The sequence below is a fragment of the Actinoplanes sp. NPDC049316 genome, from assembly GCF_040677315.1.
In the GTDB taxonomy this organism is placed as follows: Bacteria; Actinomycetota; Actinomycetes; order Mycobacteriales; family Micromonosporaceae; genus Actinoplanes.
The window spans coordinates 148,557-168,186 of the sequence record NZ_JBFAQM010000011.1 but is presented as its reverse complement, the minus strand read 5'-3'; the positions used below and the strand labels follow the sequence as shown (position 1 = coordinate 168,186).

The window sequence follows — 19,630 nt, the reverse complement described above, 5'->3', positions numbered from 1 at the left end:
CGAGTCCCGCTTCATGGGTTCCCGCACCGCTCGCAGTGGTCGTGCCACGTCTCGCCGCACCCGAAGCAGACTCCGCGCGGGCCGAGGACCTCGGGCTGGAACGCATCCCACACCACCGCGTCCGCACCGCAGGCCGGGCAGTCCCGGGTGGCGAAGGCTCCGCCGTCCTTGATCGCTGTGTAGTTGTCGAGTCCGAGGATCACCGACGCATACTCTTCGGCGGCGGCTGAGCCGTCAGGCCAGCGTGCATCACAGTCGGTGCAGGATGGCCTTTCATCCTCGCCCAGCTCCTGACCGAGGATCAGGTTGCCCGCACGGCATGCGGGGCACCGGACCTCGAAGTGTCGGGATGCGGCGGCATCGATTCACCGGCGTCAACTGCGCGGGCTGCGACGGTGTGTGGTTCGCCGGTCCGTCGCATGCGTTCCTTGATCGAACGGTCTCGGCGGCGGTTGCTCGGCTTGTTTGCGGTCATCTCTGATCCTCTCCGAAGGCCCACGCCTTCGTGAGGTCATGAGTGACCGAACGAGGTTATCCACGCTGCGTCGGAGACTGCTTGTCCTCGGTCGTTCGACGAGTGGGCGACGTGGGCACCCGGGTCGAACTCGGAGTCCGGCAGGCGTGGCTGCCGGACTCCGTGTAGCTCCGCCAGGCTGGAACCCTGCCACCTTTTCCCGTACCGCAGATCAGAGCCGCGGGTTTCGCCGGGCGCCCGACAAGCTAGGGGCGCTGCCAAGGGGAGACGCGACCACTGCCCGGCGAGCCTCCTTCACTCGCAAGTACGCGATTCCGTGTACGAGCGCGTCGAGCCGATCCGGTGAGTGTCCGGACTCCGGGGTCCAGGTGGTGAGTTGATCCTCCAGCTTCGCCATGGTTCCGACGTGGTGCACCCGCGGCGGGTCGACCTCGTATCGCGCTGCGACCGGCTCTGCCCGTACCCGCTTGGACACCCGCGCCTGAACGACATCGAGGGGCGCGTCACCGGCGGGCAGCAGCCCTTCGACCTGCATCGCCGCCCAGGCGTCGACGAGGATGTCGCGCATCCACGCCGATGAGCCTTCGTAGATGACGAGGTCGGCGTCGACGTCGACGTAGCACTGCCAGATCCGGCGGGCCGCCGCCATGCCGGCGATGCGCATGCTGCGGTCGGCCAGCACGTAGTGGTCGCCGTCGACGCCGCGGCCGACCGCGACGATGCCGGTCTCGTCGGAGGTCTCCGATACGGTGTCGGCCGGGTCGACCGACACGACCGTGCGGGTCAGCTCCGGCACGTCGTCGGCGTCGACCCGGCCGGCCTCGATCCACGCCGCCTTCCACAGCGCGCCCTCGACGTCGGTGAGCAGCTCGGCCTCGAGTTCCTGCCGGCCGAGGCGGGTGCCCTCGTACTGTTCCAGCAGTTCCTCGAGGGCGTCCTCGGACAGGTTCGCCGCGTTGTCCAGCGTCCGGCCGCGGGTTACCACGATCCGGCGCCGGCGGCCGGTCTTCTGCTTCGCGAAGCGGGTCAGCAGCTTCTTGACGTGCGGCAACGGCTTCGGCGTCGTCGAAATGATCATGTGCGGTGCGGTGGCCTCGCGCATGCAGAACCACGCCATGTCGTACACGCCCTGCGCGGTCTGCACCGGCCAGGCCGCGTACTCGTCGCACCACACCCCGTCGAACGCGTACCCGCGCAGCGTGTCCGGGTCCTGCGCGCCGAACCCCCGGATGATCGTGCCGTTGGTCAAACGCAGCAGGATCGACCCGGAGCCGCGGTTGAACTGCGCCACCTCCTTCGGAGGGATCACCGCGACCAGCCCAGCCCGGGGCGCCTCGAAGCAGATGTTGAGCACCTCGCGTTCGGTCTTCGCGATGACCGCGAAGTGCCCGCGCGGCCGGCGGGCCCACGACCGCATCGTCTCGGCGCCGGTGCGGGTCTTGCCGAAACCGCGCCCGGCGAGCAGCAGCCACACCCGATAGGCGGCGTCCGGCTCCAACTGCTCCGGCCGAGCGTGCCGCGGCCAGTCGAAGCGGATCGCCTCCTGCGCGTCGGTGACCGCGCGCAGGTAGGCGGCGAGCTCGGCGTCGCTCATCATCGCCGGATCCGGGAACGCCGCCGCCATACGCAGCTACTCCACGATCAGGGGCGGGCGTCGGCGCGCAGGCGGGCCAGCCAGCGGCGCTCCACCCGCACCACGTGCAGCAGCGCAATCAGGAACACCGCCATCGGGGTGTGCGTGAACACAGCCGTCGGCCAGCCGCACCAGGTGACGACCAGCCACATCGTGACCGCACTCCCGACCATCCACGCCACGGCGAGGATCCGCAGCGCCCACAGCCGGCGCCGCACCACGCCGACCTCGGCGCTGCGGCGCTGAGCCCGGCCGTACCGGCTCGTCGCGTACAGGGAGCTGGCGGGCTGCTGCGGCAGGCCGAGGATGGCGGTCATGAGTGGGTCGCCAGCCGGGCGGCCCGACCGGGGCGCGGGCACCGGGAGACGGCGCCCGTCGTGGACGAGCCGGGCCGTCGACCGCGGCTGGGCACTCACCGCATCACCGTCAGCACGCCGAGGCCGAGCGCCGATACGGCGAACAGTGTCGTGCCGATGCGCAGGCACAGCACCGCCCAGCGCGGGCTCGGCGCGGAGACCCGCACGGTGTCGGGCGGCGTGAGGGGCTGGGGTGTCATTGCTGATCTCCTTGATCGTCGACGCTCGCAGCGTCGTCTTCGTCGATGTCGGTGTCGGTGTCGTCGTCTGGGTCGCCGGGCAGGTCGCCGCCGGCGCGGGCGCTGGCCTCGGCGACCAGGGCGCGGAAGAACGCCGACCGGTCCGCCTCACCCATGCCGGAGACCTCCACCTCGATCGGTGCGCCGTCCGGCCCTGATACCGCGGTCGCCGAGTCCGGCAGGCCGAGCGCCAGGCGCTCGAGGCGGGTGGTGACCTCGAGCCAGCGGGCGATGTCCGTCGGGGTGAGCTTCGAGGCGTCCAGGGACTGGAGGCGGGTGACGACCTTCGACTGCAGCGCGGAGGCGAGGCGGGCGTGCCGCTCGGCCATCTCCCGACGCCGCTCGGCCAGGGCCTCGCTGTAGACCCGGTCCTGCTCGCGGTCGAACGTCTGGGCGCGTTGCACCCACCGCCACGTCGCGGCGATCTTGTGGAGGTAATCCCGGGATTTGTTGACCTCGTCGGCGACCTTCGCCACCGTGCGGGTCCGCCCCAGGTCCCGGTACACGGCGAAGTACGCGTACGCCGCCTCGGGTTCTTGCTTCTGCCGGTCCCACGCCAGGACGGCCGCCTCGCTCACGATCGCCTCCTGCCTTCGCTGGTCACGGGTCGGTGGGGGAAGGGGCGGCCCGGCCGGGTCCACGGGGGAAGACGCCGGCCGGGCCGCCGGCTCATGCGGCGGGGCGTGCGCCGCGCATCGGCGGGCGGGCGATCGCGGCGGTGCCGCACCACAGCACGTCGTCCAGGGCGGTCAGCACCAGCGACGTCTCCCGCCCGCTGGGCAACTCCCGCAGCGCGACCGCGGCCAGGTGCTTCACCTCAGCCCGCCACCGGGCGTGCCGCGCGGCGGTCTCCTCGTCCGCGGGCGGATGGTGGTCGAAGCGGCGGTCCAGCTCGATGCGCTGCGCCTCAGTGAGCTGCGCGTACACGTCCTCAGTGGTGGCATCCATGCCAGTCCTCCTCTCACCGGCCGCCAAGATAACTGCGGCCGTATCGTTCTCGGGCATGAGTCGGCCAGTTCAGGCGCCGGCCAGGTAGTCCGCGGCGAACAGCTCCAACGCCCGCCAGCGCTGCTCGGCCGGGACATCGCCGCGGCGTACCGCCGTGTCCACGGCTCGGGCGAACACCGCCGCGGCGTCCGCCGGCATCGACCGGGTTTCCAGCACCGTCTCGATCGGGACGAGCTGGCGGGCGTTGACCAGCGGCTCCCCCGCCTCCGGGTCGTACCAGACGCCGTCGCGCAGCTCGCCGAGGTGGCGCTCGAACACGGCGAGGATGATGCCGAGCGCGGTGGCCACGTTGCCGACGTTGTGAGCGCCGTGGGCCGTCGCGAGCGCGTCCAGGGTGGCTTCGTAGTCGCCGTAGGCGGCGAGCCAGCGGGCGTCGGCCTGCGTCAATCCCCGCGCCTCGTCGAAGGCGGCCCGGGCGGCGTCGAGCTCCTGGGGTAGGAACACCAGCTGCACAGAGGCGAAGTCGAGGTTCGCCTCGGACAGGCCCTCCAGGTCCAGATCGGCGAGCAGGCCGAGCTGCTTGTCGTCCAGGCCCGAGTAGGCGCGCCAGTCCACGTCGTCAAGCTCGTCGTACAGGTGCTTGAGCGTGGCCGGGTCGTCTTCGCCCTCGATGGCGTTGTGCGACAGCTGCAGCGCGACCTGCCGTGCCCTCGACAGCGGCTGGTCGACCACCATGATGTCGATCGCCTCAACGCCGGCCTCGATCGCGGCCATCACCCGGTGGTTGCCGGACAGGACCACGCGGCGGCCGCCGGCGGTGTCGTCCCAGACCAGCGGCACGCTGGTCAGCCCGCCGTCGCGGCGCACGTTGGCCACGAGCCGGTCGAAGGTTTCCTTGCGCATGAACCGGGCGTTGACCTCCAGCAGCGTCAACGACTTCGGGTCTACCGTCTCGATGCGCCGGGCCAGCGGCTCCTCATCCGTCACGGCCTTGGTCCTTCCCGTGCTTACGCATCCACTCGGCCAGGGCCTCATCGCACGACCAGCGGCCGATCGGGCCGCCATACTGCAGCTGGTAGCGGTGCACCCCGTCCCCGGCCGGCTCCGAGCGTTTCTGCAGCTTGACGCCCGGGATGCCGCGGCCGTACTTCGCCGAGTTCGGGTGGTTGGTGAACGCGGTCGTCGACCAGCCGGTGATCCGCTTCGACAGCGAGCGCTGCAACAGCAGCTGCGCCTCGCGGGTCATCGCAGCCATCACGATCAGCTTCGACAGGCGCCGGTACCGCGACCACGACACGGGGAAGTCCGACATCAGGTACGCGCATGCCGGGTCGAACTTCGGCGGCAGGAACGCGAACGCCCCGATCAGCTTGCCGTCAACGGCGACACCGCAGGCCAGTAGCGGCGAACCGGGCCGGATCGTCTTGGACATGAACTGCGAGCGGACCTGCGCGAACTGGCCGCCGGTCAGCGGATGCACGCTCATCCGCGAGCCCAGCTCGTCGGTGGGACTGATCTTCGGCATCGGGATCGGCGCGGTCTGCTGCACCGGGCGCACGACCCGGCGAGGCCCGGACGAGGCGTACACGTAAATCGGCAGACCACGGTTGGACGTCTGCACCACCCCGCGCAACTGCGCCCGCAGCTCGGGACGTTCGATGTGCAGGCCGAGGATCCAGTGCGGCCGGTCCAGCACCGCGCCGATGATCTGCTCCTTGCCGTCCTCGTCGAGCATGTCGTACGTCGGGGCGGGCCAGTCGAAGAACTCGTCGATCGCGGCGAACTGCGACTCGTAGTCACCGGCGTAGAACGGCGGGAACATCGCCACCGGCGCACCCGCCGGCACGACGTCGCGCAGGTAGGCGCGCACGTCGCCGCAGTAGTACGACGCCAGCCGCACCGTCAGCGCGGTCAGCTTCGCGACCGTCTTGGCGTGCATCGCCGGAAACTGGCCGATCGTCGCGGCGACCATCCGCTCGTAGTACAGCCCGGAGCGGCCGACGAACTGCAGGAAGCGGGTGCCGAGCATCAGCGACGCGAGGGTGTCCGTTGACGTCGTGAGGTACGGCTCCAGCCAGGACAGCTCCTCGCGGTGCTCGTCGCGCAGCGCGTACGGCAGCGGCTGTCCAGCCAGCCACCAGCCGATCGCCGACGAGTACGCCTGCACGTCGTTGCCGTGGATCGGGCGCTGCTCACCCGGGCGGGCGTGCAGTACCCGCTCGATGGTGAAGTTGCCCGAACAGCCCACGAACAGATCCGTCGCCGGCCAGCCGGCCGCGTGCTCGTAGATGATCGCCCGCAGGTCCGCGGGTATCGAGCCATGGAACATCGCGCCTACCCCGTCCCCCTCGGCGTCGGCCTACTTGAGCGCCGGCCCGGAGTCGAACCAGGTCCTCCACCGTGGAACGGCGGCGTGCCACCCAAAGCACTTCCAGCGCAATATCTGCCACGATACACCACCGTGGCCGTATAGATCACCGCGGCAACTGGTCGGGAGAATCGACGCGGGACAACGGGCAACAAGAGGGTTCAGCCCTGTCTCAGTTGGCCGAGATCAGGTCGATAAGCAGCTCCTCAAGTGCAGACCCCTTGATCTCACGCGGATCGGCCGAGCTGGCTCGACACCCTGGCGCTGCGCCCCATGGACGTCCGTCGCGCGATGCCGCATCTCGCGTGAGCACGGGGGGCGGCCGAAGCGAGAGCTCTCAAGCCTTGCAACATACCCCTAGGGGGTATATGTTGGGTGTCGAGAGAGGTGATGGGAATGAGTTCCAACAACGGCGAGGACAGGTTCCGTCCGCCTGTGACGGGGCACCCGCACCACAGCGCTACAAGCACCCGGGTCGGCGGCTCGGGAGTCGAGCACGCAGCCCACGCCGCCGGGGTGATTACCGGCCACGATCACGCTGATCATGGTGGCGCGGCGTCCGGCCACGGGCGCATGGATCACGCGGCGCACGGCGGCCATGACAAGCATGCGGGTCATGACCCGGAGATGTTCCGGCGCAAGTTCTGGCTGAGTCTGGTGCTGACGGTGCCGATCGTGCTGACCAGTCACATGGTGATGGACTGGTTGGGCTACTCGATCGATTTTCCCGGCATGAGCCTCGTCGGACCGCTCCTCGGCACGGTCGTCTTCGCCTACGGTGGCTGGCCGTTCCTGGTCGGCGGCGTGCGCGAGGTGCGCGACCGTGCTCCGGGCATGATGCTGCTGATCTCGATGGCGATCACAGTCGCCTATGTAGCGTCGATGGCCACCAGCCTCGGCGCGTTCGATCTTGACTTCTGGTGGGAGCTGGCTGCGCTGGTGACCATCATGCTGCTGGGTCACTGGCAGGAGATGAAGGCGATCGGCCAGGCCCAAGGGGCACTCGCCGCGCTGGCGGCCCTGCTGCCAGATGACGCCGAGCGAGTCACCGGCGAGGGTGAGGTCGAACGTGTGCCGGTCGCGGAGTTGCGCGTCGGCGACGTCGTGCTGGTGCGTTCCGGCGGCCGGGTCCCCGCCGACGGCCACATCGTCGACGGTTCTGCCGAGCTCGACGAGTCGATGATCACCGGCGAGTCCCGGCCGGTGGCGCGCTCCGTGGGTGACCGCGTGGTCGCCGGTACGGTGGCGACCGATTCGGCGCTGCGCGTTCAGGTTGACGCGGTGGGGGAGGACACCGCTCTGGCCGGCATCGGGCGGCTCGTCGCCCAGGCTCAGGCCTCCAGTGGACGGGCGCAGGTGCTGGCGGACCGGTTCGCCGCGATGTTGTTCTACATTGCGACGGCTGCGGCCGTGGTGACCTTCGTTGTGTGGTGGGCGCTTGGCGACGTCGACCAGTCGGTGGTGCGTACCGTGACGGTCTTGGTGATCGCCTGCCCCCATGCGCTGGGCCTGGCCATTCCTCTGGTGATCGCGCTATCCACCGCCTTGTCGGCCAAGGCCGGCATCCTGGTCAAGGACCGGCTCGCCCTGGAACGCATGCGTACCGTCGATGCGGTGCTGTTCGACAAGACCGGCACCCTGACCAAGGGAGCCCACACCGTGACCGCCGTGGCGGCCGCCGACGGCAACACCGAGGACGACGTGTTGCGCATCGCCGGCGCGGTCGAGGCCGACAGCGAACACCCCCTGGCCCGGGCACTCGTCGCGGTCGCCCGCGAGCGCGGCCTTTCCGCGACGGCAACCGGTTTCCGCTCTCTGACCGGCAGAGGAGTGCAGGCCGTCGTGGACGGTACGACCTATGCGGTGGGCGGTCCGGCCTTGCTGCGGGAGCTCGACGCCACCGTGCCAGACGATCTCGCGCAGACCACGGCGCAGTGGTCGGCTCGTGGCGCTGCCGTGCTGCATCTGCTGCGGCTGCCCGGCACGGGCGGGCCGGAGGTGATCGGTGCGTTCGCGCTGGAGGACGAGGTCCGGCCGGAGGCGCGGCAGGCGATCGAGCAGCTGCGCCGTCAGGGCGTGAAGAAGATCGTGATGATCACCGGCGATGCCCGACCGGTCGCCGAGGCCGTGGCCGCCGATCTCGGGTTCCGGCCCGGTGTGGACGAGGTCTTCGCCGAGGTGCTGCCGGCGGACAAGGACCGGGCGGTCGCGGACCTGCAGGCGCGCGGGCTGACCGTGGCCATGGTCGGCGACGGGGTCAACGACGCTCCGGCGCTCGCCCGGGCCGACGTCGGTCTGGCCATCGGTGCCGGCACCGACGTGGCGATCGAGTCGGCGGGCGTGGTGCTGGCCTCGTCGGATCCGCGCGGGGTCACCAGTGTGATCCGGTTGTCGAAGGCCTCATACCGCAAGATGGTCCAGAACCTCGCCTGGGCGGCCGGCTACAACGTGGTGGCCATCCCTCTCGCGGCGGGCGTGCTGGCCTGGGCCGGCATCACGCTGAGCCCGGCGATCGGCGCGGTGCTCATGTCGGCCTCAACGATCGTCGTCGCGCTCAACGCGCAGCTGCTGCGCCGAGTGCACCTCAATCCGCAACAGCAGTAACCGACGGGTGCTGGGGGCGCGGTTCTTTGGGAGCTGCGCCCCGCAGGCCACCCTGATCGGCTCGGCGGGGTCCGCGTCAGGTCTGACCGGCCGCCGCGCGCTGCGTGGCGGCCGCCTTCGTGTGTCGGCGACCGTGTGCCGTCATTCCCCGAGGCTTGTAGACGGCGAGAACGGTCGCTACCAGCAGCACGACGAGACCGCCGCTGGCATGCACCACCAAGGACAGCCGCGCCTCGGTCAACTGTCCGGGCGCGATACCGGTGCCGACGGCCACGTCAGCGAGATACCCGATCGGCGTCAGCTGCAGCAGCAGCACGACGGTGGCGACCACGATCAAGAGGAACTTGACGAGGACCCAGTAGTGACGAAACAGGCCCCACGCGGTGCCCAGGGACGAGACCAGCCCTGTGATCAGTGCGGCGAAGGCCAGCGGAACGATGGCGTAGCGCATCGACAGGTCCATGGCCACGTACGCGGCGCGGATGGTGCTCTGGTCGCGGCCGCGCATGCCGGCGATCGCGAATACGAGAAAGACGATGACCGCTCCGAACCATCCCAGCGAGGACAGGACATGGGTGGTCAGCGCCGCGCGGCGCCCGGCCGGCGGCAGCTTCATCCGCGCCACTCCAGCCGCGGGACGTCTCCGAGCCCACCTGCCGGCACATGCCGGTTGGGTCCGTGCTGACCGCCGCCGATGAACTGATGCGCGACGACGGCAAGCGCCAGAATGCCCACCACGACCAGCATGATCTTGACCCATCTCGGCATCCGCTCGGGGGGCGGTCCGGCATCACGATGGTCGTCCGAACGCTTGATCATGACCTTCTCCGTGCCTCGTAGCGGTACCTGCGGTGTCACAGCCAGCTTTATCGAGACAGAGTGTCTATGTCAATGACGGCGAGTTCTGACGGTGGCGTCGCGTCGTAAGGTGGTTGGGTGCCGCGGTTGTGGAACGCCACCATCGAGGCGCACCGGCAGGCGGTGCGCGACGCGACGCTGGACGCCGCGCAGCAGCTCGTCGCCGAGCGAGGACTCGCGTCGGTGACCATGTCGCAGATCGCGGAGGCGACCGGGATCGGGCGGGCGACGCTCTACAAGTACTTCGCGGACGTCGACGCTGTGCTGACCGCCTGGCATGAGCGGCAGATCCACCGGCACCTGCACCAGCTGGCCCAGGCCCGCGCCGGCGGTGAGGACGCCGCCGGCAGGCTGCGCGCCGTTCTCGAAACGTACGCGCTGCTGTGCCGCACCCATCCGGTCGGCGACCTGGTCGCCGGGCTGCACCGCGGCAACCACGTGGCTCAGGCTCATCAGCATCTGCACGACTTCGTCACTGAACTGATCGCCGACGCCGCGCGTACTGCAGGTGTGCGTACCGATGTGCCCGCCGACGAACTCGCCGCCTACTGCCTGCACGCTCTCGGCGCGTGCACCGGCATGGCCGAAGAGGCGGTCCATCGCCTGGTCACCGTGACGTTGGCCGGCCTGCGACCGTGATCACGACCGCCCGGCGCGCCGGGCCGGGGATGCCGGCGGCACCGGCATTCCAGCGCGCTAGCGTGGAAGCCGTGACCATCACGCAGGCAGCAAGCGTCGGACGTGCGGTCCGGTGGATCTTGCTGTTCTGCACGGTGTTCGGCCTCGCCACCATGCACACTCTGGGCCACACCGGCGTGCACCTCGACCCGCACGGGTCTTCGGCCGTCATGGCCGACGCCCCGCCGGCCACCGCGACCGGTGCCGCGCCGCCGGATGTCACCGCCATGGCAGCCGCCGCGACCGGCGGGCACTGCCCGGACGATCACTGCGGGGGTCAGCGCGACCACGGCGGGATGAGCGGGTGGGCGATCTGCTTGGCCGTCCTCGGCGGCCTCGCGGTGGCTGTGCTGCTGGCCGCGCTGCTGCTGATGCCGGCGACTGGCCTTCTCGCAGCGAGCCGCGCACGACGGTCGTCGCTGCGCGCGCCGCGACCACCGCCGCGACAGCGGATGGGATTGACCGTGGCATCGGTGGCGGTGCTGCGCATATAGAACGCCCTCCTCGGAGCGCGGCCGCGAAGGTCGGGCCCGGAGACGTTCCTGCGCACCCCCGTCACCAGATTCGAAAGGTCACACCCATGATGAAAAGCTCCGCTCTGCCCTCTGGCGTCCTGCGACGCGGCCTGCTCGCGGGCGCTGCCGTCACCGCCACCCTGGTCCTGTCCGCCTGCGGCGGGGACAACTCGTCGTCCGGCTCCGGGATGAATCACGGCGGCATGACCGCGACCAGCGGTGCACCGGCGAGCGCGGCGACGTTCAACGACGCCGACGTGACGTTCGCCCAGTCGATGATCGAGCACCACAAGCAGGCGATCGAGATGGCCGCCATGGCCGACGGTCGCGCCGCCGACGCCGAGGTCAAGGAGCTCGCGACCAAGGTCCAGGCCGCTCAGCAGCCCGAGATCGACACCATGAACCAGTGGCTGACCGCCTGGGGTAAACCCGCCGTCATGCCGAGCATGAGCGGGCACGGCACGGACCACGCATCGATGCCCGGCATGATGTCCGAGCAGGACATGGCCAAGCTGATGGATGCCAAGGGCGCGTCGTTCGACAAGCAGTTCCTCACCATGATGATCGCCCACCACGAGGGCGCCATCGAGATGGCTCAGCAGGAGGTGGCGCAGGGCTCGAACCCTGACGCCAAGACCCTCGCTCAAAAGATCGTCGCGGATCAGCAGGCCGAGATCGCCACGATGAAGAAGATCCTCGAGCGGCTCTAACCGTTGCGCGCGTGCTGGGCGCCGACGGCGCCCAGCACGCGCCGGCGAGCCCGACGGCGATCTTCGGCCCTCCCGTCGAGGCGAGCAGCACCCAGCCCCGAGTCGTAGCTCACTCCACCCTCACTTGATACCCCTAGGGGGTATGGGTAAAGTGTGAGTGGTAGGGCGGTGCAGCCGTCCCTCGAGGCGCGAGGAAGGGAATCGTCATGGAAACGAAGACGTACACGGTCACCGGCATGACCTGCTCGCACTGCGTGAACTCGGTCGGCTCTGAGATCAAGCAGATCCCCGGCGTCGTCGATGTCCAGGTCGACCTGGGCAGCGGCGCCGTCACCGTCACCAGTGAGCAGCCCGTCGACGACGCCGCGGTGGCGGCAGCGGTCGACGAGGCCGGCTACGAACTTGCGAGGTAGTCATGCGTACCACCGTTAAGGTGGGCGGTTTCGCGCTCGGGCTGGCGGCCGTGTTCACGGCCGCCCTCGGGCTCGGACACGCGGTCGGCCCCACCCGGGTCACGACCGCCGCCCACACCGCCGGCAACGGCGGCCACGACAACAGCAACGGGCACACCCCCGGCGCATCCGCGCACCTGCCTGCGGGCCTTCAGGTCGCCCAGGACGGCTACCGGCTCACCCCGCTGACCGCCACCCTGGCCATCGGAGAACCGCAGCCGTTCCGCTTCCAGATCACCGGACCGGACGGCACCCCGGTGACCCGCTACACCTCCAGTCACGACAAGGATCTGCACCTGATCGTGGTGCGCCGGGACCTGTCCGGCTTCCAGCACGTGCACCCCACCCTCGGCCCGGACGGCACCTGGAGCATCCCGCTCGCCGTGAGCGCGGCAGGGCAGTACCGGGCGTTCGCCGACTTCCAACCGGCCGCACGCCCCGACGGGCTGACGTTGGGCGTCGACGTTGCCGCACCCGGCGACTACCGGCCCGCCGCGTTGCCCGCCCCGGCGGCGACCGCGACGGTCGACGGCTACACCGTCACCCTCGACGGCGCCCTCGTCCCGGGCAACTCCTCCAAGCTGACCCTGTCGGTCAGCAAGGACGGCGCCCCGGTCACCGATCTGCAACCGTATCTGGGCGCCTACGGGCACCTGGTGGCGCTGCGCGACGGGGACCTGGCTTACCTGCACGTGCACCCGGACGGCGCACCCGGCGACGGGCGCACCCCGGCCGGGCCGCAGATCAGCTTCTACGCCGAAGTGCCCTCAGCCGGCACGTACCGGCTGTACCTGGACTTCCAGCACGCCGGGAAGGTGCGCACCGCCGCATTCACCGCCACGGCGGGGACGTCCGCCCCGCAGCCGCCCGCGCCGTCGCCGACGGCCGCTTCGCCGCAACTGTCGCCGGGTCACGGCGCTGACGGCCACACCCACGGGTAAGGAGAGCAGTCATGGCATCTGTCGCCAAGCCGTTGCCGACGGCGCCGAACCAGATCGAGCTGTCGATCGGCGGGATGACCTGTGCCTCCTGCGCGTCGCGGATCGAGAAGAAACTCAACCGCATGGACGGCGTGACGGCCACGGTCAACTACGCCACCGAGAAGGCCACCGTCAGCTACGCCGACGCGGTCACCGCGGATGATCTGATCGCCACGGTGGAGAAGACCGGCTACACCGCCGCCGTCCCCCCGCCGCCGCGCCCGGCCGGCGACGACCCGGCCGAGCAGGCGCAACCGGTCGACGAGTTGCGCAGCTTGCGGACCCGGTTATGGGTCTCGATCCTGCTCAGCGTCCCGGTGGTCGCCCTGGCGATGGTCCCGGCCTGGCAGTTCACCTCCTGGCAGTGGCTGTCGCTGACCTTGGCCGCCCCGGTCGTGGTGTACGGCGGGCTGCCGTTCCACAAGGCGGCCTGGACGAACCTGCGCCACGGCGCCGCGACCATGGACACGCTCATCTCGATGGGCACCCTGGCCGCGTTCGGCTGGTCGCTGTGGGCGCTGTTCTTCGGCACCGCCGGCACGCCCGGCATGACACACCCGTTCGAGCTGGCGATCGGGCGCACCGACGGCTCCGGCGCCATCTACCTCGAAGCCGCCGCCGGAGTCACCACGTTCATCCTCGCCGGGCGCTACTTCGAGGCCCGCTCCAAGCGCCGCGCCGGCGCCGCCCTGCGGGCCCTGCTCGAGCTCGGCGCGAAGGACGTGACCGTGCTGCGCGACGGCGCCGAGCGGCGCATCCCGATCGCCGAGCTGGTCGTGGGCGACCGGTTCGTGGTGCGGCCGGGAGAGAAGATCGCCACCGACGGCATCGTCGAGGACGGCAGCTCCGCGGTCGACGCCAGCATGCTGACCGGTGAATCCGTGCCGGTCGAGGTACGCCCCGGCGACGCCGTCACCGGCGCCACGGTCAACGCCGGCGGCCGGCTTATCGTGCAGGCCACCCGCGTCGGCGCCGACACCCAGCTCGCGCAGATGGCCAAGCTCGTCGAGCAGGCCCAGACCGGCAAGGCCGCCGTGCAACGCCTGGCCGACCGCATCTCCGGCGTCTTCGTGCCGATCGTCATCGCGCTCGCCGTGGCGACACTGGGCTGGTGGGTCGGCACCGGCAGCGGCTGGACCGCCGCGTTCACCGCCGCCGTCGCCGTACTGATCATCGCCTGCCCGTGCGCGCTCGGCCTGGCCACCCCGACCGCTCTGCTGGTCGGCACCGGCCGCGGCGCCCAGCTCGGCATCCTCATCAAGGGGCCCGAGGTGCTCGAGTCGACCCGCACCGTCGACACGGTCGTGCTGGACAAGACCGGCACGGTGACCACCGGCCGCATGACCCTGGTCGACGTCATCGCGGCCGACGGTCAGGACCGTGAGGTGCTGCTGCGGCTGGCCGGCGCGGTCGAGGCCGCCTCCGAGCACCCGATCGCGCAGGCTGTCGCTCGCGCCGCCGCCGACACCGTCGGCGAGCTGCCGCCGGTGACCGGCTTCGCCAACACCGAAGGGCTCGGCGTACGCGGCACCGTCGACGGCCACGACGTGCTCGTCGGGCGTCCCGCGCTGCTCAAGCAAGCCGGTCTCGACGTGCCCGCGCAGATCGAGCAGGCGATCACCGCGGCGCAGGCCGCCGGCCAGACCGCAATCGTCGCCGGCTGGGACGGCGCCGCCCGAGGGGTGCTCGCAGTCGCCGACGTCGTCAAGGCGACCAGCCGCGACGCGGTGGCGGCGCTGCGCCGTCTCGGGCTCACCCCGGTGCTGCTGACCGGCGACAACGCCACCGTGGCCCGGGCCGTGGCCGACGAGGTCGGCATCGACGAGGTCATCGCCGACGTACTGCCCGCCGACAAGGTGGACGTGGTCAAGCGGCTGCAGGCCGCCGGCAAGACGGTCGCGATGGTCGGCGACGGCGTCAACGACGCGGCCGCCCTCGCTCAGGCCGACCTGGGCCTGGCCATGGGAACCGGCACCGACGTCGCCATCGAGGCCTCGGATCTAACCCTGGTCCGCGGTGACCTGATGGCCGCCGTCGACGCGATCCGCCTGTCGCGGCGGACGCTGCGGATCATCAAGAGCAACCTGTTCTGGGCGTTCGCCTACAACGTCGCCGCGCTGCCGCTGGCCGCGGCGGGCATGCTGAACCCGATGATTGCCGGGGCCGCGATGGCGTTCTCCTCGGTGTTCGTGGTAGCCAACAGCCTGCGGCTGCGCCGGTTCACCGCAGTCCAGTGACTCAAGGCCCGCCCGAGTCAGCTCGGGCGGGCCGCCGGGTCCCGGTGGCGGCCGGGGACCCGGCAAAGTTTCAGGAGCGCACCAGCCGCGCGATCGCCGCGGTCGCCTCTTTGACCTTCGCGTCCGCGTTGCCATCGGCGGCGGCCTGCACCACGCAATGGCGCAGATGATCCTCCAGCAGCCCGACCGCGACGGCCTGCAGGGCCTTGGTCGCCGCGGAGATCTGAGTCAGCACGTCGATGCAGTACGTGTCCTCATCAACCATCCGTTGCAACCCGCGGATCTGTCCCTCGACCCGGCGCAGCCGCGCCATCAGGGCCTGCTTGTCGGCCGAGTACCCGTGGGGGCCGGCTGAAGTCGTCTCCGCCATGACTACGACCATACCCCGTACCCGTATCGGCGACGGCCGATGATCAGGATGTGGCCGCAGATCGGCGGCCGCATCAAGCCCGGACGGTCGTGACCGGGCAAGCGGGGCGATGTCGTAGCCTGACCAGGTGAGCCGGCAGCCCGCGTCGACAGCCCAGCCATGGCTGCTGCGCTGGCTGCTGGTCGTAGCAACTCTGGCCGGGCTGGGGATCTGGCAGGGCGGGCACTGCGCCGACGACATGTCCCCCGAGCCGGCAGGGCGCCGCACCGTGGCCGCCACCGCCGTCATCGGCGACACCGCGGCGCCTCAGATCGCCGCCGCCGCTGACCGCCACGATGAGCGGCAAAGCCCCAGCCGACACGACCAGCCGGGCACAACCGCAGACCCCTGCCAGGACCTGACGGCCGCCGTGGCCTGCGCTGCGTTCACCGCCGCGCTCCCGCAGCCGGACGGTATCCGCACCGCCATCGCCGCACCGCGCGGCCCCGCGGTCAAACAGCGCCCGATATCGGCAGTCATTCTGGCGCACATCGGCGTCAGCCGCACGTAGGACACCCATACCCGCGGACCCGTCCGCTGGTGTTGCCGCAGTCGGGTCACCGCGCCCGCAGCGTGTCCCCGTTCGTCCGGAACGTCGAAGGTTGAACTCTGCCCATGAACCTGTACGCCATCCTGCTCACCGGCCTGCTGGCCGGTGGCGTGTCCTGCGCCGCCGTTCAAGGAGGCCTGCTCGCCGGTCTCGTGATGCGCCAGCGTCAACACGCCGGCTCGCCCGACGCGGCCATCAGCGATCCGCCCGGTCCCCCGGCACGCTTCACCGCCGGTCTGGCCGACGATCTGACTCCCGTGGCCGGGTTCCTCGGCGGCAAACTGCTCTCCCACACCCTGCTCGGCGCACTGCTGGGCGCCGTAGGCGCCACCATCCAACTGTCCGTACCCGTACGCACCATGATCCAGATCGGCGCCGGTGTGCTGGTCATAGCCTTCGCTCTCGCCCAGCTGGGGGTCCCGGGATTCCGCGGCATGATCGTCGAACCGCCCGCGTCCTGGTCGCGCCTGGTCCGCGGCCGCGCCCGTTCCACCAGCGCCATCGCCCCCGCCGTGCTCGGCGTGGCCAGCGTCCTGGTGCCCTGCGGCGTGACCCTCTCGGTCGAAGCGCTGGCGCTGACCTCCGGCTCACCGCTCACCGGCGCCGCCATCATGGCCGTATTCGTCGCCGGGACCGCCCCGCTGTTCACCGTCCTGGGCTACCTGGCCCGCAAGGCCGCCGGCGCCTGGCGCGGCCGCCTGGCCACCGCCACCGGCCTGGTCGTACTGGCCATGGGCCTCTACACCCTCAACGGCGGCCTGGAACTGTCCGGCTCACCGCTGGCCGCCTCCCGCATCGCCGAAAGCATGGGCTTCGGGCCCGCGCCGGTGACCACGCGCGCCGTCCCCGACGACGCCCCACCGGTGTCCACCGCCGCCGACGGCACTCAGCTCGTGGTCGTCACCGCCGTGACCGGCGCCTACCGGCCCAGCAACATCCGCGTCGCCGCCGGCACGCCGACCCGGCTGGTCGTGCGCTCCCGCTCCGCGGACGGCTGCGTGCGCGCCTTCGTCATCGCGTCGCGCGACATTCAGCGCATCCTGCCCGTCGACGGCGACACCGTCATCGACCTGGGCGTGCTCAAGCCCGGCCGGCTCGACTACTCCTGCGGCATGGGCATGTACACCGGCCACCTCACCGTGACCAGCGTGCCCGCATGAGCCGCCCCGTCCCCACGGCGGCCCGCACCAGGCAGGTGGTGCCGTGGTGAACAGCGAAACCCTGCCACCGGTGCGCACCACCCACCTGTGGCGCGCACCCGGCGGTCTGTGGTGCTACGACATGTGGGGCCGCCACGGCCGCCCCGTGTTGTTCCTGCCCGCGGTCATGTTCGACCGGGTCATGTGGTGGCCCGCCGCCGCTGACCTGCGCGCGCACGCCACCGTGATCGCCGTGGACCTACCCGGGCACGGCGCCTCCACCGGCCGCGACCGTTACGACCCGTACGAACTCGTGGACGACCTGGCTCAACTGCTGCACAGCGTGGGTACCCATCGGGCACCCGTCGTCGTGGGTCATGCCTCGTCCGCACCCTTGGCGGTGCTGTTCGCCGCCAGCTACGCCACCCACGCCGTGGTGACCGTCGACGCACCGCAATCCACGAACTGCCCCACCGATCTGGCTCAGTACCTCGACGACATGCAGCTCGAGGCTGTCGCGGCGCCGTACCGAGACATGCTGACACCCGGACGCGACCCACGCCTGCTGGCCGCCTACGCCCCCTGCCGGACCGCCGGCGATCCGCCCGCGGTCGGTGCTGACACAGCGACGGCCCCGCATCGACTTGCCGTGCACAGCCAGGCACCGCCGCGACGCCACCCCGACCCGGGGACACCACCGGACCCATGGCGCCACGAGGTGTACGACGTGCCGGGCCGCTTCGCCCACCTCGCCGACGTACCCCGTTTCGTCCGCGACATCCGGGCGGTGCTGTGAGCGCACCGGCCAGTGCCGCGGCGGCCGGCGACCAAGAAGGACATGAGGATGAACGGAACAAGCACCTACAGCTTCACCGTGACCGGCATGCACTGCAGCAGCTGCGCCATGCGCATCGACGACGCGCTCGAGGAAACCGCCGGCGTACACCGCTCCCAAACCTCGGTCCGCGCCGGTCGCACCGTCGTGGACGTCGACGCAGCCGTCGCCGACCCTGAAACGCTGGCGGCCGTCATCGGCTCCCTCGGCTACACCGCCCGCCTCGACCCGCCCTGACCCGTTCGCCGTGCCACCCGCCGCACCGCCCCCTCCTGCCTTGCCCTGAGGAGACTCGATGAGCCCCGCCCACCACCACCCTGACGGCCAGCCCCCACTCAGCCCTGCCCTGGGGAAACGGCTGACCTTGGCGCTGCTCATCCCGGCTCTGCTAGTCACGATCGCCGGGATGGTGCTGTTGTGGCCGCACGACACCCCGGGCACATCGGCGCCACCCGATGGCCCTGTGCAGGTCAACGGCGAGGTCCTTACCGTCGCTCCCCGACCATGCCCCGAAGTGCCGGAGACCGAAGACGAGCTGCCCGCCGCCCCGGACGCGATTTGTGGCACGGTCACCGTCAAGCTGACCAGCGGCGCGGACAACGGCACGACCGTCACCACCGACATACCCGCCGGCCCCGGCGCTATCGAGGTCGGCCCCGGCGACGACATCGTCCTGCTGGTGCTGCAGGACGGCGAGGGTGGGGGAGTCAGCTACTCGATCTCGGACTTCCAGCGGTCGACGCAGCTGTGGCTGCTGGCAGCGGCGTTCGCCCTCGCCGTCATCGCGTTCGGCCGGTGGCGTGGTCTGACAGCGTTGGCGGGACTCGCCGTGACGTTCGCGGTGCTGCTGATGTTCATCGTCCCGGCGATCCTCGACGGCCGCTCACCGATTTTGGTCGCCATCGTCGGCGCCGCCGCGATCATGTTGACCGTGCTCTACCTGACTCACGGCTTCAACCCGACGACCTCCATCGCCGTGGCGGGAACTCTGGTCAGCCTGGTCATCACCGCCGCGTTGTCCGCGGCCGCGACCGCCGCCACCCACCTGTCCGGGGTCGCCGACGAGACCTCGAACTTCCTCACCATCACCCAAGGCGATGTCAACATGCGGGGCCTGCTGCTGGCCGGCATCGTCATCGGCTCCCTCGGTGTCCTCGACGATGTCACCGTCACCCAGTCCGCGACCGTCAGCGAACTGGCCCGCGCCAACCCGATGTACGGATTCCGGCAGCTCTACGGCGCGGCGACGCGCATCGGCCGCGCCCACATCGCCTCGGTCATCAACACCATCGTGCTGGCCTACGCCGGCGCGTCCCTGCCGCTGATGCTGCTGTTCGCCGCAGGCAACACCCCCGCCCGCGAGTTGCTCACCGGCGAACTCATCGCCCAGGAACTCGTCCGCAGCGCCGTGGGCACCATCGGACTGATCGCCGCCGTACCCATCACCACCGCCCTCGCCGCGATCGTCGCCGCGCGCAGCCTCCACCATGAAAGCCGCGCGCGCGCCGATACCGTCGACGCCGCCCGATCCGCCGAAACCGGCGAAGCGAGCAGTCGCCCGGCCGAGGATCCCTGGGCGGCGTTCGTGGACCGGCACCCCGGCTGGCCGCAGAAGTGAACGGCTGTACTGCTTGGTGTCGCAAT

General features: G+C 70.7%; 23 protein-coding genes and 1 tRNA gene. 12 read left to right on the top strand and 12 right to left on the bottom strand.

The features are described 5' to 3' along the window. Positions 1-11: 11 nt before the first annotated feature. The 9 genes from AB0K03_RS19285 to AB0K03_RS19245 all read right to left on the bottom strand — a co-directional run bounded on the left by AB0K03_RS19285 (position 12) and on the right by AB0K03_RS19245 (position 6,089). Entirely contained in the window at positions 12-203 is a 192-nt protein-coding gene (locus AB0K03_RS19285; protein WP_364686570.1) for a hypothetical protein, read from the bottom strand. A gap of 483 nt (positions 204-686) precedes the next feature. Continuing rightward, positions 687-2,099: a terminase large subunit domain-containing protein gene (locus AB0K03_RS19280; protein ID WP_364686567.1), complete on the bottom strand. Its 1,413-nt coding sequence runs from the start codon at positions 2,097-2,099 to the stop codon at positions 687-689. Between the two features lie 17 nt (positions 2,100-2,116). After that, the gene (locus tag AB0K03_RS19275; protein ID WP_364686564.1) at positions 2,117-2,425 is read right to left on the bottom strand and encodes a hypothetical protein; all 309 of its coding nucleotides are present in this window, start codon (positions 2,423-2,425) and stop codon (positions 2,117-2,119) included. A gap of 95 nt (positions 2,426-2,520) precedes the next feature. Next, entirely contained in the window at positions 2,521-2,664 is a 144-nt protein-coding gene (locus tag AB0K03_RS19270) for a hypothetical protein (RefSeq protein ID WP_364686561.1), read from the bottom strand. Continuing rightward, positions 2,661-3,281, bottom strand: a complete 621-nt coding sequence (locus AB0K03_RS19265; RefSeq protein ID WP_364686558.1) for a hypothetical protein — start codon at positions 3,279-3,281, stop codon at positions 2,661-2,663. Before AB0K03_RS19265 ends, AB0K03_RS19270 begins: the two co-directional genes overlap by 4 nt. A gap of 91 nt (positions 3,282-3,372) precedes the next feature. After that, on the bottom strand, positions 3,373-3,651 hold the full coding sequence (locus tag AB0K03_RS19260) for a DUF7681 family protein (RefSeq protein WP_364686556.1): 279 nt from the start codon (positions 3,649-3,651) through the stop codon (positions 3,373-3,375). A 69-nt stretch (positions 3,652-3,720) separates the two neighbouring features. Beyond that, entirely contained in the window at positions 3,721-4,638 is a 918-nt protein-coding gene (locus AB0K03_RS19255; protein ID WP_364686553.1) for a ParB N-terminal domain-containing protein, read from the bottom strand. Then, positions 4,628-5,980 (bottom strand): hypothetical protein, encoded by a 1,353-nt coding sequence (locus AB0K03_RS19250; RefSeq protein ID WP_364686550.1) that lies wholly within the window; start codon positions 5,978-5,980, stop codon positions 4,628-4,630. The genes AB0K03_RS19255 and AB0K03_RS19250 overlap by 11 nt, the downstream gene beginning before the upstream one ends. 37 nt (positions 5,981-6,017) lie before the next feature. Then, positions 6,018-6,089 (bottom strand) — tRNA-Gly (locus tag AB0K03_RS19245). A 503-nt stretch (positions 6,090-6,592) separates the two neighbouring features. Between AB0K03_RS19245 and AB0K03_RS19240 the strand changes: the two genes are divergently transcribed. Further along, the gene (locus AB0K03_RS19240; RefSeq protein WP_364686776.1) at positions 6,593-8,623 is read left to right on the top strand and encodes a heavy metal translocating P-type ATPase; all 2,031 of its coding nucleotides are present in this window, start codon (positions 6,593-6,595) and stop codon (positions 8,621-8,623) included. Positions 8,624-8,699: 76 nt separating this feature from the next. Here the strand turns inward: AB0K03_RS19240 and AB0K03_RS19235 are convergent, their stop codons facing one another. Continuing rightward, a complete protein-coding gene (locus AB0K03_RS19235) occupies positions 8,700-9,239 on the bottom strand; it encodes a DUF2269 domain-containing protein (protein WP_364686547.1) in 540 nt (179 codons plus the stop codon). After that, on the bottom strand, positions 9,236-9,442 hold the full coding sequence (locus AB0K03_RS19230; RefSeq protein ID WP_364686544.1) for a hypothetical protein: 207 nt from the start codon (positions 9,440-9,442) through the stop codon (positions 9,236-9,238). Before AB0K03_RS19230 ends, AB0K03_RS19235 begins: the two co-directional genes overlap by 4 nt. 117 nt (positions 9,443-9,559) lie before the next feature. On the opposite strand from AB0K03_RS19230, the gene AB0K03_RS19225 reads away from it, so the two are divergent. From AB0K03_RS19225 to AB0K03_RS19200, 6 genes are all read left to right on the top strand, one after another. After that, complete coding sequence (locus AB0K03_RS19225; protein WP_364686541.1) at positions 9,560-10,120, top strand: helix-turn-helix domain-containing protein; 561 nt, start codon at positions 9,560-9,562, stop codon at positions 10,118-10,120. Positions 10,121-10,191: 71 nt separating this feature from the next. Next, positions 10,192-10,653 (top strand): hypothetical protein, encoded by a 462-nt coding sequence (locus AB0K03_RS19220; RefSeq protein ID WP_364686538.1) that lies wholly within the window; start codon positions 10,192-10,194, stop codon positions 10,651-10,653. 86 nt (positions 10,654-10,739) lie between these two features. After that, positions 10,740-11,384: a DUF305 domain-containing protein gene (locus AB0K03_RS19215; protein ID WP_364686536.1), complete on the top strand. Its 645-nt coding sequence runs from the start codon at positions 10,740-10,742 to the stop codon at positions 11,382-11,384. 206 nt (positions 11,385-11,590) lie between these two features. After that, on the top strand, positions 11,591-11,797 hold the full coding sequence (locus AB0K03_RS19210; RefSeq protein WP_364686533.1) for a heavy-metal-associated domain-containing protein: 207 nt from the start codon (positions 11,591-11,593) through the stop codon (positions 11,795-11,797). Positions 11,798-11,799: 2 nt separating this feature from the next. After that, complete coding sequence (locus AB0K03_RS19205; RefSeq protein ID WP_364686530.1) at positions 11,800-12,777, top strand: hypothetical protein; 978 nt, start codon at positions 11,800-11,802, stop codon at positions 12,775-12,777. An 11-nt stretch (positions 12,778-12,788) separates the two neighbouring features. Continuing rightward, the gene (locus tag AB0K03_RS19200) at positions 12,789-15,053 is read left to right on the top strand and encodes a heavy metal translocating P-type ATPase (RefSeq protein ID WP_364686527.1); all 2,265 of its coding nucleotides are present in this window, start codon (positions 12,789-12,791) and stop codon (positions 15,051-15,053) included. Positions 15,054-15,123: 70 nt separating this feature from the next. Here AB0K03_RS19200 and AB0K03_RS19195 read toward each other — a convergent pair whose 3' ends face one another. After that, positions 15,124-15,423 (bottom strand): metal-sensitive transcriptional regulator, encoded by a 300-nt coding sequence (locus AB0K03_RS19195; protein WP_364686524.1) that lies wholly within the window; start codon positions 15,421-15,423, stop codon positions 15,124-15,126. 127 nt (positions 15,424-15,550) lie between these two features. Between AB0K03_RS19195 and AB0K03_RS19190 the strand changes: the two genes are divergently transcribed. The 5 genes from AB0K03_RS19190 (at position 15,551) to AB0K03_RS19170 (ending at position 19,604) form a co-directional block, all read left to right on the top strand. Continuing rightward, a complete protein-coding gene (locus AB0K03_RS19190; protein WP_364686521.1) occupies positions 15,551-15,973 on the top strand; it encodes a hypothetical protein in 423 nt (140 codons plus the stop codon). A 104-nt stretch (positions 15,974-16,077) separates the two neighbouring features. Then, entirely contained in the window at positions 16,078-17,172 is a 1,095-nt protein-coding gene (locus AB0K03_RS19185) for a sulfite exporter TauE/SafE family protein (RefSeq protein ID WP_364686518.1), read from the top strand. Positions 17,173-17,215: 43 nt separating this feature from the next. Further along, positions 17,216-17,947, top strand: a complete 732-nt coding sequence (locus AB0K03_RS19180) for an alpha/beta hydrolase (protein ID WP_364686516.1) — start codon at positions 17,216-17,218, stop codon at positions 17,945-17,947. A 48-nt stretch (positions 17,948-17,995) separates the two neighbouring features. Next, a complete protein-coding gene (locus AB0K03_RS19175) occupies positions 17,996-18,223 on the top strand; it encodes a cation transporter (RefSeq protein ID WP_364686513.1) in 228 nt (75 codons plus the stop codon). Between the two features lie 277 nt (positions 18,224-18,500). Then, a complete protein-coding gene (locus tag AB0K03_RS19170) occupies positions 18,501-19,604 on the top strand; it encodes a YibE/F family protein (RefSeq protein ID WP_364686510.1) in 1,104 nt (367 codons plus the stop codon). Positions 19,605-19,630: the final 26 nt, after the last annotated feature.

Bases quoted from the DNA above. Each gene is read 5' to 3' on its own strand.
- AB0K03_RS19280 (WP_364686567.1), bottom strand. From the start codon at position 2,099: ATGGCGGCGGCGTTCCCGGATCCGGCGATGATGAGCGACGCCGAGCTC.
- AB0K03_RS19275 (WP_364686564.1), bottom strand. From the start codon at position 2,425: ATGACCGCCATCCTCGGCCTGCCGCAGCAGCCCGCCAGCTCCCTGTAC.
- AB0K03_RS19270 (WP_364686561.1), bottom strand. From the start codon at position 2,664: ATGACACCCCAGCCCCTCACGCCGCCCGACACCGTGCGGGTCTCCGCG.
- AB0K03_RS19260 (WP_364686556.1), bottom strand. From the start codon at position 3,651: ATGGATGCCACCACTGAGGACGTGTACGCGCAGCTCACTGAGGCGCAG.
- AB0K03_RS19250 (WP_364686550.1), bottom strand. From the start codon at position 5,980: ATGTTCCATGGCTCGATACCCGCGGACCTGCGGGCGATCATCTACGAG.
- AB0K03_RS19240 (WP_364686776.1), top strand. From the start codon at position 6,593: ATGGATCACGCGGCGCACGGCGGCCATGACAAGCATGCGGGTCATGAC.
- AB0K03_RS19235 (WP_364686547.1), bottom strand. From the start codon at position 9,239: ATGAAGCTGCCGCCGGCCGGGCGCCGCGCGGCGCTGACCACCCATGTC.
- AB0K03_RS19230 (WP_364686544.1), bottom strand. From the start codon at position 9,442: ATGATCAAGCGTTCGGACGACCATCGTGATGCCGGACCGCCCCCCGAG.
- AB0K03_RS19215 (WP_364686536.1), top strand. From the start codon at position 10,740: ATGATGAAAAGCTCCGCTCTGCCCTCTGGCGTCCTGCGACGCGGCCTG.
- AB0K03_RS19210 (WP_364686533.1), top strand. From the start codon at position 11,591: ATGGAAACGAAGACGTACACGGTCACCGGCATGACCTGCTCGCACTGC.
- AB0K03_RS19205 (WP_364686530.1), top strand. From the start codon at position 11,800: ATGCGTACCACCGTTAAGGTGGGCGGTTTCGCGCTCGGGCTGGCGGCC.
- AB0K03_RS19200 (WP_364686527.1), top strand. From the start codon at position 12,789: ATGGCATCTGTCGCCAAGCCGTTGCCGACGGCGCCGAACCAGATCGAG.
- AB0K03_RS19195 (WP_364686524.1), bottom strand. From the start codon at position 15,423: ATGGCGGAGACGACTTCAGCCGGCCCCCACGGGTACTCGGCCGACAAG.
- AB0K03_RS19185 (WP_364686518.1), top strand. From the start codon at position 16,078: ATGAACCTGTACGCCATCCTGCTCACCGGCCTGCTGGCCGGTGGCGTG.
- AB0K03_RS19175 (WP_364686513.1), top strand. From the start codon at position 17,996: ATGAACGGAACAAGCACCTACAGCTTCACCGTGACCGGCATGCACTGC.